The organism is Pseudomonas sp. LB3P81, from assembly GCF_054897965.1.
Window position 1 is genome coordinate 2,505,368 of record NZ_JBUBVG010000001.1, and the last position, 16,462, is coordinate 2,521,829.

General features: G+C 60.5%; 13 protein-coding genes and 1 tRNA gene. 5 read left to right on the top strand and 9 right to left on the bottom strand.

Annotated elements, in window-relative coordinates:
• Window positions 1-49: 49 nt before the first annotated feature.
• A complete protein-coding gene (locus tag ACYZTL_RS11645) occupies window positions 50-307 on the top strand; it encodes a bacteriocin immunity protein (protein WP_461951912.1) in 258 nt (85 codons plus the stop codon).
• Window positions 308-520: 213 nt separating this feature from the next.
• On the opposite strand, the gene ACYZTL_RS11650 is transcribed toward ACYZTL_RS11645, so the two are convergent.
• Genes ACYZTL_RS11650 through ptsP form a run of 3 tightly spaced genes read right to left on the bottom strand, consistent with a single transcriptional unit; the run spans window position 521 to window position 6,074 of the window.
• Window positions 521-2,260 carry a PTS fructose-like transporter subunit IIB gene (locus tag ACYZTL_RS11650; protein ID WP_461951913.1) on the bottom strand — a complete coding sequence of 580 codons (1,740 nt, stop codon included), beginning with the start codon at window positions 2,258-2,260 and terminating at the stop codon, window positions 521-523.
• Between the two features lie 11 nt (window positions 2,261-2,271).
• Complete coding sequence (pfkB, locus tag ACYZTL_RS11655; RefSeq protein ID WP_461951914.1) at window positions 2,272-3,213, bottom strand: 1-phosphofructokinase; 942 nt, start codon at window positions 3,211-3,213, stop codon at window positions 2,272-2,274.
• A complete protein-coding gene (gene ptsP / locus ACYZTL_RS11660; protein ID WP_461951915.1) occupies window positions 3,213-6,074 on the bottom strand; it encodes a phosphoenolpyruvate--protein phosphotransferase in 2,862 nt (953 codons plus the stop codon). The genes pfkB and ptsP overlap by 1 nt, the downstream gene beginning before the upstream one ends.
• Window positions 6,075-6,356: 282 nt before the next feature.
• On the opposite strand from ptsP, the gene cra reads away from it, so the two are divergent.
• Together cra and ACYZTL_RS11670 are read left to right on the top strand one after the other, a co-directional pair.
• A complete protein-coding gene (cra, locus tag ACYZTL_RS11665) occupies window positions 6,357-7,352 on the top strand; it encodes a catabolite repressor/activator (RefSeq protein WP_461951916.1) in 996 nt (331 codons plus the stop codon).
• 3 nt (window positions 7,353-7,355) lie between these two features.
• Window positions 7,356-8,132, top strand: a complete 777-nt coding sequence (locus ACYZTL_RS11670; protein ID WP_461951917.1) for a TatD family hydrolase — start codon at window positions 7,356-7,358, stop codon at window positions 8,130-8,132.
• A gap of 127 nt (window positions 8,133-8,259) precedes the next feature.
• Here the strand turns inward: ACYZTL_RS11670 and ACYZTL_RS11675 are convergent, their stop codons facing one another.
• The 4 genes from ACYZTL_RS11675 to ACYZTL_RS11690 form a co-directional block, all read right to left on the bottom strand.
• Entirely contained in the window at window positions 8,260-10,290 is a 2,031-nt protein-coding gene (locus tag ACYZTL_RS11675) for a methyl-accepting chemotaxis protein (protein WP_461951918.1), read from the bottom strand.
• 321 nt (window positions 10,291-10,611) lie between these two features.
• Entirely contained in the window at window positions 10,612-11,448 is an 837-nt protein-coding gene (gene ampE, locus ACYZTL_RS11680) for a regulatory signaling modulator protein AmpE (RefSeq protein ID WP_461951919.1), read from the bottom strand.
• A 27-nt stretch (window positions 11,449-11,475) separates the two neighbouring features.
• On the bottom strand, window positions 11,476-12,033 hold the full coding sequence (gene ampD / locus ACYZTL_RS11685) for a 1,6-anhydro-N-acetylmuramyl-L-alanine amidase AmpD (RefSeq protein ID WP_461951920.1): 558 nt from the start codon (window positions 12,031-12,033) through the stop codon (window positions 11,476-11,478).
• 64 nt (window positions 12,034-12,097) lie between these two features.
• A complete protein-coding gene (locus ACYZTL_RS11690; RefSeq protein WP_461951921.1) occupies window positions 12,098-14,314 on the bottom strand; it encodes a DUF1631 domain-containing protein in 2,217 nt (738 codons plus the stop codon).
• A 349-nt stretch (window positions 14,315-14,663) separates the two neighbouring features.
• Here ACYZTL_RS11690 and nadC point away from each other — a divergent pair, with 349 nt between their 5' ends.
• Window positions 14,664-15,512: a carboxylating nicotinate-nucleotide diphosphorylase gene (nadC, locus tag ACYZTL_RS11695; RefSeq protein WP_461951922.1), complete on the top strand. Its 849-nt coding sequence runs from the start codon at window positions 14,664-14,666 to the stop codon at window positions 15,510-15,512.
• A 161-nt stretch (window positions 15,513-15,673) separates the two neighbouring features.
• Here the strand turns inward: nadC and ACYZTL_RS11700 are convergent, their stop codons facing one another.
• A complete protein-coding gene (locus ACYZTL_RS11700; RefSeq protein ID WP_461951923.1) occupies window positions 15,674-15,979 on the bottom strand; it encodes a DUF6388 family protein in 306 nt (101 codons plus the stop codon).
• A gap of 179 nt (window positions 15,980-16,158) precedes the next feature.
• Here ACYZTL_RS11700 and ACYZTL_RS11705 point away from each other — a divergent pair, with 179 nt between their 5' ends.
• Window positions 16,159-16,371 (top strand): hypothetical protein, encoded by a 213-nt coding sequence (locus tag ACYZTL_RS11705; protein ID WP_461954391.1) that lies wholly within the window; start codon window positions 16,159-16,161, stop codon window positions 16,369-16,371.
• An 11-nt stretch (window positions 16,372-16,382) separates the two neighbouring features.
• On the opposite strand, the gene ACYZTL_RS11710 is transcribed toward ACYZTL_RS11705, so the two are convergent.
• Window positions 16,383-16,458, bottom strand: a tRNA-Thr gene (locus tag ACYZTL_RS11710).
• Window positions 16,459-16,462 lie beyond the last annotated feature (4 nt).

Below are 16,462 nucleotides of genomic sequence, written 5' to 3' on the forward strand. Positions count from 1 at the left end.
CGCACTTTTGTGGCAAGGCCACCTGTTCCCTCGCCACAATTGACCGCCCTTGAAGAAAAATTTTGCTGATTTCACCGAAGCAGAGTTTATTCAACTCATGCAGGAAATCCGGGCCGCGAACCAGACTGCACCGGACGAGATTCTCGATCCTTTGCTAAAACAGTTTTGCGAGATTACAGAGAATCCTGACGGAACCGATCTCTTTTACTACCTTGAAGAGGGTGCGGACAACTCAAATGAAGGCATCACGCAGACTGTGAAGCAGTGGCGTGCAGCCCAGGGCCTTCCAGGTTTCAGAGCTGATTAATGAAAACCAGAAGCTGTCTTTCCGATTACCCCAATCAGGAATTCAAAGCCCTGATTGAGCTCGGAGGCGCTAACCGGAAATGCCCCCAAACTCCGCAAACGAACCAGCTTCTTGTGGGAGCGGGCTTGCTCGCGAAAGCGGTCATTCAGTCGACATCTATGTTGAACGCAAGTCCGTCTTCGCGAGCAATCCCGCTCCCACATTGGTTAGGTGTCAGGCGCTGGCTGGTTCTATTGCCAGCTCAACAACTTCCGGCCGCTTGACCACCGCATACACCACCGCCGTCAGCAAACTCCCGGCCACAATCGCCAGCAAATAAAGCAGCGCATGGTTGATCGCATTCGGGATCGCCAACACAAACAATCCACCGTGCGGCGCCATCAGTTTGCAGCCGAAATACATCGACAGCGCACCGGCCAGCGCGCCGCCGGCAATGCTCGCAGGGATTACCCGCAACGGGTCTTTGGCGGCAAACGGAATCGCGCCTTCGGAGATGAAGCACAACCCCAGCACCAACGCCGCTTTACCCGCCTCGCGTTCAGTCTGGGCAAACTTGCGCCGTGCAATGAACGTGGCAATGCCCAAGCCAATCGGCGGCACCATGCCGGCCGCCATGGTCGCGGCCATCGGCGCATAACTCTGCGAAGCCAGCAGCCCCACCGAAAACGCATAGGCCGCCTTGTTGATCGGCCCGCCAAGGTCGACGCACATCATCCCGCCCAACAACACACCCAGCAGAATCGCGTTGGTGGTGCCCATGCTGTCGAGGAAGTGCGTGAGCCCCGCGAGCATCCCGGCCACCGGTTTGCCGACCACGTAGATCATCACCAGACCGGTGAACAGACTCGCCAGCAACGGAATGATCAGGATCGGTTTCAGCGCCTCAAGGCTTTGCGGCAAACGCACATACCGATTGATCGCCTGCGCCGCGTAACCGGCGATGAAACCGGCAATGATCCCGCCGATGAAACCGGCACCCAACGTGCTCGCCAGCAGACCACCGATCATCCCCGGCGCAAGGCCCGGGCGATCGGCGATCGAGTAGGCGATGTAACCCGCCAGCAGCGGCACCATCAGCTTGAACGCAGTCTCGCCACCGATCTGCATCAGCGCGGCGGCCAGCGTGCCTTCCTCCTTGAACGCGGTGATGCCGAAGACGAACGACAACGCGATCATCAAACCGCCCGCCACCACCATCGGCAGCATGAACGACACGCCGGTCAGCAGGTGTTTGTAGACGCCGGTCTTCTCTTGTTTGGCCGGACCTTTGGCGCCGGTCGCAGCACTTTCCTGTTTGCCTTCAGCCAGCGCTTTATTCAGCGTCGCTTCGGCTTGCTTCAACGCGATACCAGTGCCGCATCGGTAGATTTTCTTGCCGGCAAAACGCTCGGTCGCGACTTCGATGTCGCAGGCCAGCAGCACCACGTCAGCGTCGGCAATCGCTGTCGCACTCAACGGATTGCGCGCGCCGACCGAACCCTGGGTTTCGATCTGCAGGTCATACCCCAAACGTTTCGCCGCTTGCTGCAAAGCCTCAGCGGCCATGAAGGTATGAGCAACGCCGGTCGGGCACGCGGTAATCGCGACCAGCCGCGGGGCGTTTTTAACGAGGGCCACTGGCTCGGCCACGGCTTCGGGGGCGACGTAAACCTGCGCTTCTGCGGCACCGCGCCGCAGCACCGCTTCGACATCTTGCAGCGCTTGCGCCGGGGTGCTCTGGAACACGCGCTTACCGACGAAACGCGACATTTCCACTGGCGCGCTGGTCACCAGCAACACCCACTCGGCGGTCTCGATCGTGGCCGTCGACAACTGACGTTCCGGGTGCGCCGCGTCAATCACTTCGACGCTGGTGCTCCAGCCCTGCCGCTGCGCCGCGGCATCGAGCAAACGGGCGCACAGCACACTGGTGACCATGCCGTTCGGACAGGCCGTAAGAATGGCTAATTTCATGACAAACCCTCTTATTGTTCTGTCAGGGGACGCACGCGCACACCCTGTTCGAGTCGCGCCAACTGCGCCGCATCGCCGATTCCGAAACCGATCTGGGTCACCGCCATCGCGGCAATCGCCGTGGCGGTGCGCAGGGTCTGTTCCGGCGTGTCGGCGCTGAGCAGGCCGTGAAGCATGCCGGCCAGCAACGAATCTCCCGCGCCCACTGTGCTGGCGACGCTTACCTTGGGTGGCGTGGCGTGCATCGCCGCGCCGACACTGAACCAGTTCACCCCGTCGGCGCCGTGGGAAATCACCACGTGCTCGATGCCTTGCGCGTGCAGGCGGCTCGCTGCTTCGGCTTGAGCCGCGACCGAAATCACCTCGCAGCCGAGCACGTCGGCCAGTTCTTCGGTGTTCGGTTTGATCAGCCACGGACCGGCCTTGAGCGCCGCTCGCAACGCTTCGCCACTGGTATCGAGCGCGACGTTCAACCCGAGGTTTTTCAAGCGCTGAACCAACGCCTGCAACCACTCGGGACTGATGCCGGGCGGCAGGCTGCCGGCCACAACGACCGCGTCATGCCCCGGCGCAATTTGATCCAGTCGATTCAGTAACGCCTGCTGCGCGGCCTCACTGACCATTGGCCCCGGGCCGTTGATGTCGGTGATGCGTCCGTCGCGTTCCGCCAGTTTGATATTGCTGCGGGTTTCGCCGGGGACGCGGATAAACGCGTCGACAAAACCGCGTTTGGCGAACAGGGTTTCGAACGCTTGAAGATTGTCTTCGCCGAGAAAACCGCTGACGGTGAGTTGATGCCCGAGGTCGGCCAACACCTGCGCCACGTTCACGCCTTTACCGGCGGCGTGGGTGTGCATGTCGTCGCTGCGATTGACCTGACCGGGTTCAAGGCGCGGCAACTGCACCGTCAAATCCAGCGCCGGGTTGAGGGTCAAGGTGAGAATCCGGGCCATTACAGGGCCTCCACTAATGCGCGCACTTCATTCGCGCTGCCCACGGCCAGCGCCTGTTGGGCAAGGGTTTGAGTCTGGGTCAGGCTGAGTTCGCGGATGCGTGCCTTGACCTCGGCGATGCTGCGGCCCGACACGCTCAGCTCATCCACACCGAGGCCGACCAGCACCGGCACCGCCAACGGATCAGCCGCCAGTTCGCCGCACACGCCGACCCACTTGCCATGGGCATGGGCCGCGCGCACGGTGATGTCGATCAGTTGCAGCACCGCCGGGTGCAAGCCGTCGGCCTGGGCCGACAAGGTCGGGTGACCACGGTCGATGGCCAGGGTGTATTGCGTGAGGTCGTTGGTGCCGACGCTGAAGAAGTCGACCTCTTTGGCCAGCACCGGCGCCAGCAGTGCGGCCGACGGTACTTCGATCATGATCCCCAGTTGCAGATCGGCCACCGGAATTTCCAGACGCAAGCGTTCGGTCATGTCCCGCGCCTGACGCCACTCATCAACGCTGCCGACCATCGGGAACATGATGCGCAGTGGGCGGTTGTCGGCGGCACGCAGCAAGGCGCGCAATTGCGCTTCCATGATCTGCGGACGCTGCAAGGTCAGGCGAATGCCGCGCACGCCGAGGAAGGGGTTTTCTTCCTTGGCGATCGGCCAATACGGCAGTGGTTTGTCGCCGCCGACATCGAGGGTGCGCACCACCAGTGGCCGACCGGCGAGGCCATCGAGCACACGGCGGTATTCGACTTCCTGAGTCGCTTCGTCCGGCGCCTGCGAGTGGGCCATGAAAATCAGTTCGGTACGCAGCAGGCCAATGCCTTCAGCGCCCTGCTCCACTGCGCTGGTGACGCCAGCGCTTTCGCCAATATTGGCGAACACTTCCACCGCATGACCGTCAGTGGTCAACGCCGGTTGATGACGTTGTTGGGCGGCCGCTTTCAAGCGTTGCTCGCGGGTGTCGCGCTCTTCGGTGGCGCGCTGCAAGGTCGCCGCATCGGCATCTACATGCAGGCGACCGCGCTGGCCATCGAGCAACAACGGCGTACCCGGCGCCAGCAGCAATACCGCCGCACCGGCGCCGACCAATGCCGGAATACCGAGCGCGCGGGCGACGATGGCGCTGTGCGCGGTAGCGCCGCCACGGGCGGTGAGAATGCCGGCGACGCGAGTCGGATCGAGACGCGCCACGTCGGAAGGACCGACTTCGTCCATCACCAGAATGTAGGGTTGATCGGGTTCACTCGGGGTCTCGACGCCGCTCAGTTGCGCCAGCACTCGTCTGCCAATATCGCGCAAATCTGCCGCGCGCTCAGCGAGCAAGGCATCCTGCAGCGATTCCTGTTGTTTCGCCGCCGCGTCGATCACCGCCATCCACGCCGCTTCAGCGCTTTCGCCCTGTTTGAGGCGAGTCTCGACTTCATCGGTCAATTCCGGGTCGTCGAGCATTTCCTGGTGGGTAATGAAAATTTCGCGAATGGCTTTGGATTTGCTGCGCTCGATCAGGCCTTCGATGTCGCGACGCACGTCCGCGAGCGCTTGCTTGAGACGCTCGCGCTCAATGGCGGCGGACTCACCGCGCAATGGGTAGTCGATGGTTTGCAGCACCTGAATATGCGCCGGCCCGATGGCGATGCCCGGTGCCGCGGCGATGGCCTGGACCAGACTGCCGGACGCTGGCGCGAGCAACACTTCGGCCACATCGGCAATTACTTCGCGCTGTTGGCTCACGGCAGGCAATGGCTCGACTTCTTCACCGAGTCCTTCTTCGATGGCCGCCAACAACGCTGGCAAGGCATCGGCAGCAATGCTCGGTTCGGCGATGAATTCGAGCACCTGACCGCGACGGGCGCCGAGGCTGAGCAACTTGCTCAAACTCTTCACCGACACTGCACTGTCCTGGCCATCGACGATGCGCACGCGGATTTCACCGTCAAAACTTTTCGCCAGTTGCGCGAGGATCTTCGCCGGGCGCGCATGCAAACCGTGGGCGTTGGCCAGCGCAATGCGCGCGCTCGGCCAGTCCCCCGGCAATTCACCGCCGAGCACTTCGAGGACTTTGCGGCTGCTGGTGGCGCGGCCCAGTTCATGTCCACGACCTTCGATCAGCAACGCGCACAAGCGCTCAAGCAAGGCTTGATGCGCTTCGCCGAGGCTGGCCAGACAGAACAGGCCACTGAGCGGCTGACCGAGATAACGCATCGGTTTATCCGGGGTGACGAAGGCCAGGCCCGGGCGCTTGACCGTTTGTTCGCTGTGCAACCACCACAAACCATCGCCGAGTGGCAGCGCTTCGACCTGTTGCAACACCGCGGAAAAACCGTTGCTCACACAATCTGCCTGACGCAACAAACGCGCACCGCGCCAGACCAGTTCTTCGAAGTCATCGGCCGACACACCCAGGCCGATCATCTGCGCATCCAGCGCCAGTTCCTGCGGCGCGCCTTGCAGCAGTTTCAACAAGGCTTCGGCGGAACTGGCGCGACGCAGGGCCTGGCCCAGATCGGTCTCGCCGAGGGCGCGGGTCAGCAGTTGCAGGAGTCGCAAGTGTTCATCGGATTTGGCCGCAATACCGATCGCCAGGTAGACAATCTGACCGTCACCCCAATCCACGCCTTCGGGAAACTGCATCAGCCGCACGCCGGTGGAAAACACCTGATCGCGGGTTTCCGGCGTACCGTGGGGGATGGCAATACCTTGACCGAGAAAGGTCGAGCCCTGGGCTTCGCGCGCTTGCAGACCGGTCAGATAACCGTCCGCCACCAGGCCATCGGCGACCAGATGTTGTGCCAGCAGATGCAGCGCTGCGGACTTATCCACAGCCGACTGGCCCATGGAAATCTGCTCTATCGTGAGCTCGAGCATGCTTTCTCCTTTTTGGCACCTTGAGGTGCCAGGTATTGTTTTGAATGAGTCAGCTTAGGCGCTTAATCATCACGTTTGGCGGTTTTACGGCAGAACCGGCCAAATGCACCTGTAACGTAGAAAATACGCTTGCTGAAACGTTTAATCTAGAATGATTGGCACGTTACTCGATAATGTCCCATCCTTGAAGTCCAACTTGTCGGATACGTTGAGACAAGGGTCGCCTGCCTGAATCGGGTAGCATTGGCGAAAATGTCGGCCGACAAACAAGGAAAACCCGAGTTGAAACTCAGTGATATCGCCCAACTGGCCGGTGTGTCCGTGACCACCGCCAGTTATGTCATCAATGGCAAGGCCGAACAGCAGCGCATCAGCAGTGCGACCGTCGAGCGCGTGCGCGCGGTGGTTGAAGAACATGGTTTTACGCCCAATCCCCAGGCGGCCGGGCTGCGCAGTCGGCACACCCGCACCCTGGGCTTCATTCTGCCGGATCTGGAAAACCCCAGTTACGCACGTATCGCCAAACTGCTGGAGCAAGGTGCACGAGCCCGTGGTTATCAGTTGCTGATCGCCAGCTCCGACGATGCGCCGGACAGCGAGCGGCAATTGCTGCAACTGTTCCGCGCCCGGCGTTGCGACGCGTTGATCGTCGCCAGTTGCCTGCCCGCCGGTGACGACAGTTACCGTCAGTTGCAAGCCAAGGGCATCCCGATCATCGCCATCGACCGGGTCATGGAGCCTGAGCATTTCTGCTCGGTGATCAGCGATGATCGCGAAGCCAGCCTGCAACTGACGCGCAGCCTGCTCGATCCGCTGCCCAAGCAGATCGCCCTGATCGGCGCACGCCCTGAACTGAGCATCAGCCAGGAGCGGGCGGCCGGGTTCAAGGAAGCACTGGCCGGTTTCAAAGGCGAGATTCTGATCGAGCATGGCGAATCGTTCAGCCGCGAGTGCGGCAAGCAGATGATGGAAGAAATGCTCCAGCGTCTGGGGCATTTGCCGGATGCGCTGGTGACCACGTCCTACGTGCTGCTTCAGGGCGTGTTCGACGCCTTGCACGACTTCCCGTTGAAAACCCGCCCGCTGCGCCTCGGCACGTTCGGCGACACGCAGTTGCTGGACTTCCTGCCGCTGCCGGTCAACGCCATGGCCCAGCAGCACCAGCTGATCGCCGACAAAGCCCTGCAACTGGCCCTCGCCGCCATCGAGCAATCCGACTACCAGCCCGGCGTGCAAGCCATCGCGCGGACCTTCAAGCAGCGTATTCGCCAGGACTGAACCGTGGAGCTGATCGACAGCCACACACATCTGGATTTTCCGGACTTCGACGAGGATCGTCAGGCGCAGCTCGCCGAGAGCCGCGCCCTCGGCGTGCGGCGGATGGTGGTGCTGGGGGTTTATCAGGCCAATTGGCAGCGGGTCTGGGATCTGGTGCTGAGCGATCCCGATCTGCATGCGGCGTTCGGTTTGCACCCGGTGTATCTGGATGAGCATCGGCCTGAGGATCTGAAGGCTCTCGGTGACTGGTTGACCCGGTTAGCGGGCCATCGACAGTTGTGTGCCGTAGGCGAGATCGGCCTGGATTACTTCATCGAAACCCTCGACCGCGAGCGCCAGCAGACGTTGTTCGACGCTCAACTGCAACTGGCAGCGGACTTCAATCTGCCGGCGTTGATTCACGTGCGGCGCAGCCATGCGGCAGTGATTGCCACGCTCAAGCGCTTCAAGTTGAAACGCGCGGGCATCATTCACGCCTTCGCCGGCAGCAAGGAAGAGGCCTGCGAGTACATCAGGCTCGGTTTCAAACTGGGCCTCGGCGGCGCGGCGACCTGGCCGCAGGCGTTGCGCATGCACCGCGTGTTGGCTGAATTGCCGCTGGATTCGGTGGTGCTGGAAACCGACTCACCGGACATGGCGCCCGCCATGTTTCCCGGTCAACGCAACAGCCCGGCGCATCTGCCGGCGATTTGTTCGGCGCTGGCGGACATCATGGTGATCAGCCCGGAACGGTTGGCCAGCGTCAGCACCGCCAATGCGTGTGAAGTTTTTAACTGGTGAGATGCACTCCTGTAGGAGCGAGCTTGCTCGCGAAAAACGTCCAGGCGACGCGTTCATCCAGACAGCACGCGCCATCGTTGACGTCCATCGCGAGCAAGCTCGCTCCTACAGGGTACGGTTTTCAGCATCAAACCCTAAACGCACTGATCAGTTGTTTGAGCTCCACTACCTGAGCCGACAACGCCCGACTGGCGTCTTCGGTCTGGTGCGCGCCCTCAGCGGTGCGTTCACCGGCACGGTTGATCTCGACGATATTCTGGTCGATGTCGTGCGCCACGGCGGTCTGTTGTTCCACTGCGGCAGCGATCTGTTGGTTCTGATCGACGATCATGCCGACTGCGCCGAGGATATTTTCCAGCGCCTGCTGGACCTTTTCCGACTGCCCCACCGTGCCGTTGGCCATCTGATGGCTAGTGCCCATGGCCTTCACCGCCGCACCGACACCGCTGTGCAGTTTGGCGATCATCAGTTCGATTTCCTCGGTGGATTGCTGTGTGCGTTTGGCCAGGGTCCGGACCTCGTCCGCTACCACCGCGAATCCTCGACCCTGCTCGCCCGCCCTCGCCGCCTCGATGGCCGCGTTGAGCGCCAGCAGGTTGGTCTGCTCAGCGATGCTTTTGATCACTTCCAACACGCGGCTGATGGACTGGCTGTCGCTGGCCAGTTGATTGATCACCAGCACCGATTGATCGATCTCGTTGGCCAGTGCGGCAATGCTGCCCTGTTGCGATTCCACCAGACCGCGCCCGCTGATGGTCTCGTCGTTGACGCTATGGGCGCTGCTGACCGCGGCCGCAGCACTGCGGGCCACTTCCAGTGACGTGGCCGACATCTGATTCATGGCCGTGGCGACCTGCTCGATCTGCGTGCGCTGCCCCGCGACGGCCTGGTTACTTTGGGCTGACACACTCTCGACCTGACCGGCCTGACGCTCGACTTCACTGACGGTATGGCCGACACGCTCGATCAGGTCATGGATTTTCTTCACGGTGCCGTTGAACACCTCGCCCAACTCGCCCAGTTCATCGCGGCTGTTGGCATTGAAGGTCACGGTCATGTCGCCGGCCGCCACCTTGTCCATCATCGCGCCAAGACGCTTGAGGGTGGTGCGGGTCGAGGCGTAGAAGCCGCCATAGAGGTAAAAAATCAGCACAAACACTACCGACAACGCGACGGCCTGCAGGACCATGTGCGTACGGTTCTGAGTCAATCGTTGCTGCAACTGGGTATCGAGGAATTTCAGGGTGGCTTCGTTGAGTTGGTAAGTCTGGTCCATCAGGCCGGTGACCTGATCGTAAAAGGCCTGCCACGGCGCATCGAGGGTGTCGGCCATTACCACTTGTTCTTCGAACAGTTCACTGGCCTTTTTCAGCGACGCCTTACTGCTCTCGGCCTGGGCACTCAGGGTTTCACGCGCCGCTTTGCTTGAGCCCAGCGCGTCCTGCAACTTCAGGCCGTACTCGGCCTGCAGCTTTTCGATCTGCGCCAGCAACTCATCGAAACGGGTGCTCGACGACGAATTGAGGAACCCTTGTCCCAGCGAATAGGAGCCCATCGCGCGGCCATCGCCCAATATCTGGGTGACGGGCGGCGTGACATTGGTAATGAGTTCAGTGAGCTGACGCATGTCGGTCTGGTTGTCGCGGCTCAAGCCTGCCTGACTGGCGATGATCTGGCTGAAAATCTGTGCGTTGCCGAGCAACTTGCCGATCAGCGCACTTTTGCTTTGCAGGGAGTTTTCCGTTTGCTGGGCCTTGAACGCGCTGATCATTTCATCGCGTTTGCCATCGAAAACCGTGATTTGTTCCGGATCGGTGGTCATCGCCACCAGCCCTTGCAGGCGGGCCAGCACGCTTTGTTCCAGGGCACTGATCTTGGATTCGACATTGCCTGCCTTGCCGGACTGGCCAAGGGTGACGTTGATCTGCACCAGGTTGTTCAGGGTTTCCAGATCGCGTCGCAGGGCCAGGCTGCTGCCCAGCAAGTCGAGGCTCTGCAGTTCAACCTGAGTGCCCTGGAATTCACGATAGGAATCGCGCACGAGGTAAAAGTTGGTCACCAGCATCGGCACCAGGAACAGAACGCTGATCAGGCTGAACTTCATGCCGAAGCTCAGGCGATTCATTAGCGCAACGGCGGGATAGAGCAAGCTCTTCACTGGAAGTCTCCCTTTGCATTCTTATTTTTATTGGCAGGCACAGACAGGCAGCAGATAGCCACTATTCAGTGCAATCTCTGTATAGCTTAAATCGGCAGGGGGGTTTGTAACTTAAGGTAAATGGCGGGGAGCTGCTCTTCAGGTAGAGGGTGTCCTTTCAGACAAGTGATATCCCTTGTGGCGAGGGAGCTTGCTCCCGTTCGGCTGCGAAGCAGTCGCAAACCTGAACAACCAGGTCTGTCTGAACAGATGCTGGGGGGGCGCTTCGCACCCAGCGGGAGCAAGCTCCCTCGCCACAATGAGTTCACTTCAGACGTCGGATTATGGCAATACCGTCCACAACGCAAAACCGGCGTACCAGAGCACCGCCGCCCGCAGAAGCAATTCCCAGATCCGGTCGAGACTGTTGATGCCGTCCGGTCCGACCACCGGTGCAGGAATTTCACCGGCCACCAGCCCGACTTTCTCGATCAACCGGGCGGCGCTGATGTTCCAGTTCAGCAGTTCGTGCAGCATCACCCGGCTGACCGCGACAAAGTTGCCGACCAGCGCGAAGCTGGCCGCCAGCAGACGCACCGGCACCCAATCGAACGCGTGGCGCAATTGTGCGGCGCGCTCGGCGACAGCCAGGTTCTGCCCATGTTCTTCGGCAAGTGCCAGCAGTCGATAGCTCAGCGCCGCCACCGGGCCCAACAGGAAGTACCAGAAAATCACCGCAAAAAAGCTCTGGTAGGCCTCCCAGAGCAGATGCCCTTCAACCCGTTCCAGCAGTTGCTCGCCGCTGTCGGCGCAAATATCCAGGTCGCGCTTTGCCACATGAGCGGCGGCTTGCAAGTCTTCCCGACGCCAGGCATCGCGAAACGGCCCGAGACCGGCCAGCAGATCACCGCGGCCCAGGCTGTAAATAACCACCAGCAAATGCACCGGCAACGCCAACAGCCCGTAAGCGACCGGTTCCAGCACCAGCAGCAGCAAACCCAGCAGCGCCACCGGCAGCAATACCAGAATCACCAATATCAACCACGGACGATTGACCAGGCGCGGGCTGACTTCAAGCTTGTGCAGCTCGCGTATCCAGCCGCCGTCACGTTGAATCCGATGGCGCAGGGCTGAAAATTTCTCGATCCACACCGCCAACAGCAACACCAGAAAACTCATTCTTGTTCCTCTTTAGCCAGGGCGGCTTTAGCCGGGGCGGCGTGCCAAGGCGGTGCGATAACGTGCCCAGTCGAACGCCGGCCCCGGATCGGTCTTGCGCCCCGGTGCGATGTCGCTATGGCCACAGATGCGCTGTGCGGTAATGGCCGTGAAGGTGCTTTGCAGCTGCAAGGTCAGGGCCGTCAACGCATCATATTGAGCGTCGGTGAACGGTAGATCATCCGTGCCTTCGAGCTCGATGCCCACGGAAAAATCGTTACAGGTTTCCCGACCGTCGAAACACGACACGCCAGCATGCCAGGCGCGCTCAAGACATGAGACAAACTGAGTGACAGTGCCGTCACGCTCAATCAGAAAGTGCGCGGACACCCGCAGGTCAGCGATCCCTTCAAAGTAGGGATGCTCTGTGACATCCAGCCGGTTCTGGAAAAATTCCTGCACCTTGCCGGTGGCGAACTGCGCCGGCGGCAGACTGATGTTGTGGATCACCAGCAGGGAAATTTCGCCCGTGGGGCGCGCATTGAAGTTGGGTGAAGGGCATACATTCACGCCCTGGCACCAACCGCTCGCGGGGTCCAACTGCATACAGGTTCCTTCAACGTCGACTGTGTGGGCGCCCAGTATGCCGCGATAGCCCCTCGGCGCGCGATCACTTGCCGCGATTGAGACGTTGCAGGTGGCCGATCACCGATTCCAGAGCCCGGTCGAACAGCAAGGTGTCGTCCAGGGTTCGCACCGCGCCACGGCGAAAATCCAGGGCCAGGCCGGTACGGCTGCGCTCCAGCACTTTCATCCCGGTGCGGTCGACGAAAATGTAGTTGCCCGTGGCCTCGATGATCGCAGCCAGCTTGCAGCGCAGGTTGTGATCCTCATCCTCCTGAAACTCGACCCAGCAGCCCACGTGCAGTTGATCGACCTGAATCAGGCCCGCATCATCCGTCGACAAGCGTACCGAGGTCGGCGCCAACGCCCCTTCGTCGGCGGTGCGCAGAACGATTTCCTCTTGCACTTGCACCATCACCGGCGCGTCGGCCTCGAGGGTGGTTGCAGGTGTCTGATCCGGGCGTTCGAACAGTTGAACGTGCAGGCTTTCCAGTTCACTGAAAAACTCTCCGGTGGCGAACGGATCGAACGCCGCGCGGCTCAACCCGTCACGCAAGGACTTGAGTAACCCCGGCACCAGCGCCAACAGGCGCAGGCTCGCGTCAGGTTCGTCATGACGCTGCACGCTCCAGACCAGTTGTTCCATGGTTTGCACATCGGCATGCCATTCGGCCGCCTGATCGCCATGCTTGAGGCAGGTCAGCAGCAGCACCTGGCTCCAGGCCTCCTGGACAAACACCACCACCCGCTGCGGCAGAACCTTGCCCAACAGCACCTGATTCAGCGCCTGTTCGACGCGCTGACGGGCCATTTCGGTTTTGGCGCGGCCTTCTTCAGCGTCGCGGGTGCGTTGTTCCAGCAGCTCGCTGCGACGACGCTCATCGCTGGTGAACGCGAGAAAACCCGCCAACAGCTCGGAAAAAATGGCTGGATCATCGACAAAATCGTTTAACAAACGCTGAACGACTTGCTCGATACGCAGGTACAGACTGTCGCGCTGATAGTCATCGCATTCACCCCAACCCATGGCCGCAGCGGCGATTTCGTTGAGCAGACGGCGGGCCGGATGACTGCTGCGACTGAAAAAACTCTTGTCGAGCACAGCCACTTTGAGCATCGGAATCTGCAAGCGGCCGATCAGCGCCTTCAGAGAGTCCGGCAGGTTTCGGTCATCGAGGATGCATTCGAACAGCATGGCGATCAGGTTGATTACGTCTTCATCGGCCACGCCGACCACGCGCGACTTGCCGCTTTTGACGCTGATCCTGGTCAGCAATTGTTCAAGCTGGTTGCGCAGGTCGAAATCGTCCTGGGCGGCTGGCGTCGGCACGTATTGCTGCAAATGCGAGAGCAGGCGCAGCAGGTCGCGGGTGGAAATCGGCTGCGCCGTGGCACTGACTTCCAGTGTCGGCGCGACACTGCCGCGTACGTGGGACAGCAGCGCCTGCAGCGCCGCGAAAACTTCCTGCACGCCGTCGTCGATCGGCGTACTACCGGCGTGGCTACCGGCCTCGGCGGGCTCGGCATGGTCACTGGCCTCCGTCCGATCAGTCGCACGCAGCGTCGGCGCGGGCTTGAGGTCGGGCAATATGCCGGTGGCAATCAGCAGTTGATTGGCTTCGGTATAGAGCTGGTCGGTGTCGCTGAGCACATAGCGCTCGAAGAGCTTCAGGATGATCAGCTTGACCTTGATCTCCCCCCCCAGATTACGCCCGGCCTGCATGAAATATTCACACAGCATCGTCGGGCCCAGTGGGTTGTGCTGCGCCACCAACTTCTTGCCCAGCAACATGCTGAGTCGGGCGGTCAGTTGATCGAGACCGAAACCATCGCGGCTCAGCACCTTATTGACCATGGCCTCCACCGCCACGCTGCGCTCCAGATCATCGCCGGACTGCACAGCCGAAGCGTCGAAGACCGATGTCCGGGGCAAGGCAGACCGGGCAGTGTCGTTGCGGGTGAGCCCAACAAACGCCTCAAGGAATTGTTCAAGGAAAACCCGCTCGATACTTTTGCGCTTGAGGCGCAAGTCGCGCATGGCTTCGAAGAAGATGTTCTGCTCGACATCGTTTCGGGCGCGGTCAGCCATTTCGAACAGCGTGTCGTCGGCGTTATCGAACAGTTCCTGCAAACCATGCCTGAGCTGTAGCGCGGCCTTGTCGCGAACCTGAAGCAGAATCACAGGCACACGGGCGAGCGGCGAAGGTGTCGCGTGATCGGTAGCCGCCTTGTGCAAAGGCACTACATTCCCGTCGTTGTGCATCCTGGCCTCCTTAAACGGTAATGCTTCGGTAGATCGGTGCGCCGGCCTCACAACCGCGCTCAACGGTGGACACTGCCCATCCGCTGTCATTCAATAATCGGGGACCCAAAGCCGCGTCAATGCTATGACGTCAAACGCAAGGCGCATTATCTTGCAAAAGATGTCCCGTGTGCCAGCGGACTCTGTGCATCTCATTGAAATAGACGTTTCAGATTGACCGCCGCTTAACGCTAATTGCTCGGACGAATCGACCAAATGCAGGTTTCAGAGCGATCGGAAAGTCGCTCACGCCTTGGGTTGCCCCGCGCCATGGCCCTATAATCGGGCCACTTTGTTTGTGGAGTCCGTTATGCCGAATCTACGTCTCGCCGATCTGACCGCCGAAATCGAAGCCAACGTGCGCCGTGCGTTGCGCGAAGACATCGGCAGCGGCGACATCACCGCGCAGTTGATCCCGGCCGAACGCCTGGCCAAAGCCACCATCATCACGCGCGACGCCGCCGTCATCGCCGGCACTGCCTGGGTCGATACGGTGTTCCGGCAACTGGACCCGCGAGTGGCCGTGCATTGGCAGGTGCGCGATGGCGAACGGGTGAAGCCCAATCAGGCCCTGTTCCACCTCGAAGGCCCTGCGCGGTCACTGCTGACAGGTGAACGCAGCGCACTGAACTTCCTGCAATTGCTGTCCGGTGTGGCCACTCGCGCGCAGTACCTGGCGGATTTCGTTGGCGAAACGCAGGTGAAGCTGCTCGATACCCGTAAAACCCTGCCGGGGCTGCGTCTGGCGCAAAAGTATGCCGTGACCTGCGGCGGCTGCCACAACCACCGCATCGGCTTGTACGACGCCTTCCTGATCAAGGAAAACCACATCGCCGCCTGCGGTGGCATCCCTGAAGCGATCAACGCCGCGCACAAGATTGCCCCGGGCAAACCGGTGGAGATCGAAGTGGAAAGCCTGGCAGAGCTGAAGGAAGCCCTGGCAGCCGGTGCCGATATCATCATGCTCGACGAGTTGAGCCTGGATGACATGCGCGAAGCCGTGCGCCTGAATGGCGGCAAGGCAAAACTGGAGGCCAGCGGCGGTATCAACGAAAGCACGCTTTTGCCGATCGCAGAAACCGGGGTGGATTACATTTCGATTGGCGCGATGACCAAGGACGTGAAGGCTGTCGATCTGTCGATGCGTTTAAGCCTCTGATTCAAAAACGCATTGCCCCATGTGGGAGCGGCGGTGCGGCGTTCCGACTTGCTCGCGAAGACGGACTAACATTCAACATTGATGTCGACTGTTACGCCGCTTTCGCGAGCAAGTCGGAACGCCGCACCGCCGCTCCCACACGTCTGGCGCCGTTGATTTTGTCAGACCACCAGATTGTTCATCTCGCAGTACTCTTCCCACCCGACGCCCAATACCTCGGCCGCCTCCTTGTGCAGCGCCAGGCGCGCGGCCTCGAATTCTTCCGGGCTCGAGGTGTACTTGAGCGTCAGTTCCCATGGCTGCAAGCCCTGGGCTTCCGCCTCATCCTCGAACGCCCACTGGATCTGGTCTTTCTGATCGTCGGCTGGCAGGTCCTTGATCTCTTCGGCTAACTGGGGCGACTCAAGCACGTACTTCTTCAGCGCTTCTTCGTGCCTGGCTTCCTGGGTCAATTCTTTAACGGTCATGTCGTGCTCGCTGATCGGGGGAATGGAAGATGGATGTGGATCATCAAGGATCTCTCTGACGCAGAAAAACCGTGTGAAGCCCGATTTGTCTGGCCTTCAGAACCATTCGTGGATCATTTGAAACTGCAGGATGGAGCTTGTGCAAGGTCCGAATATAGGACGTTTGGAAGACGATTTATATGGACCTTTACATCAAATCTACAAAAAAACTGTTGATAGGGTTTTCTGAAAATATTCCCTCAGCACCCAACCCTCAAAAGGCAAAAATCATAGCGATGTGCCATCTAGGCACTTCACAAGGAATTCATCTCAAGCGTGAAGTCAGCGATCAGGATCGTGCAATCGATCAGCTCAAACGCACCGTGGAAGATCTGAGCAGAAAGGTGAAATAACAGAGGGGGAATGGTGCCCGAGACAGGAATCGAACCTGCGACCTTCGCGTTACGAGTGCGCTGCTCTACCGGCTGAGCTACACGGGCGGTG

Excerpts from the sequence above, each read along its gene's own strand:
- ACYZTL_RS11650 (WP_461951913.1), bottom strand. The coding sequence starts at position 2,260 with ATGAAATTAGCCATTCTTACGGCCTGTCCGAACGGCATGGTCACCAGT.
- pfkB (WP_461951914.1), bottom strand. The coding sequence starts at position 3,213 with ATGGCCCGGATTCTCACCTTGACCCTCAACCCGGCGCTGGATTTGACG.
- ptsP (WP_461951915.1), bottom strand. The coding sequence starts at position 6,074 with ATGCTCGAGCTCACGATAGAGCAGATTTCCATGGGCCAGTCGGCTGTG.
- ampE (WP_461951919.1), bottom strand. The coding sequence starts at position 11,448 with ATGAGTTTTCTGGTGTTGCTGTTGGCGGTGTGGATCGAGAAATTTTCA.
- ampD (WP_461951920.1), bottom strand. The coding sequence starts at position 12,033 with ATGCAGTTGGACCCCGCGAGCGGTTGGTGCCAGGGCGTGAATGTATGC.
- ACYZTL_RS11690 (WP_461951921.1), bottom strand. The coding sequence starts at position 14,314 with ATGCACAACGACGGGAATGTAGTGCCTTTGCACAAGGCGGCTACCGAT.
- nadC (WP_461951922.1), top strand. The coding sequence starts at position 14,664 with ATGCCGAATCTACGTCTCGCCGATCTGACCGCCGAAATCGAAGCCAAC.
- ACYZTL_RS11700 (WP_461951923.1), bottom strand. The coding sequence starts at position 15,979 with ATGACCGTTAAAGAATTGACCCAGGAAGCCAGGCACGAAGAAGCGCTG.
- ACYZTL_RS11705 (WP_461954391.1), top strand. The coding sequence starts at position 16,159 with ATGGACCTTTACATCAAATCTACAAAAAAACTGTTGATAGGGTTTTCT.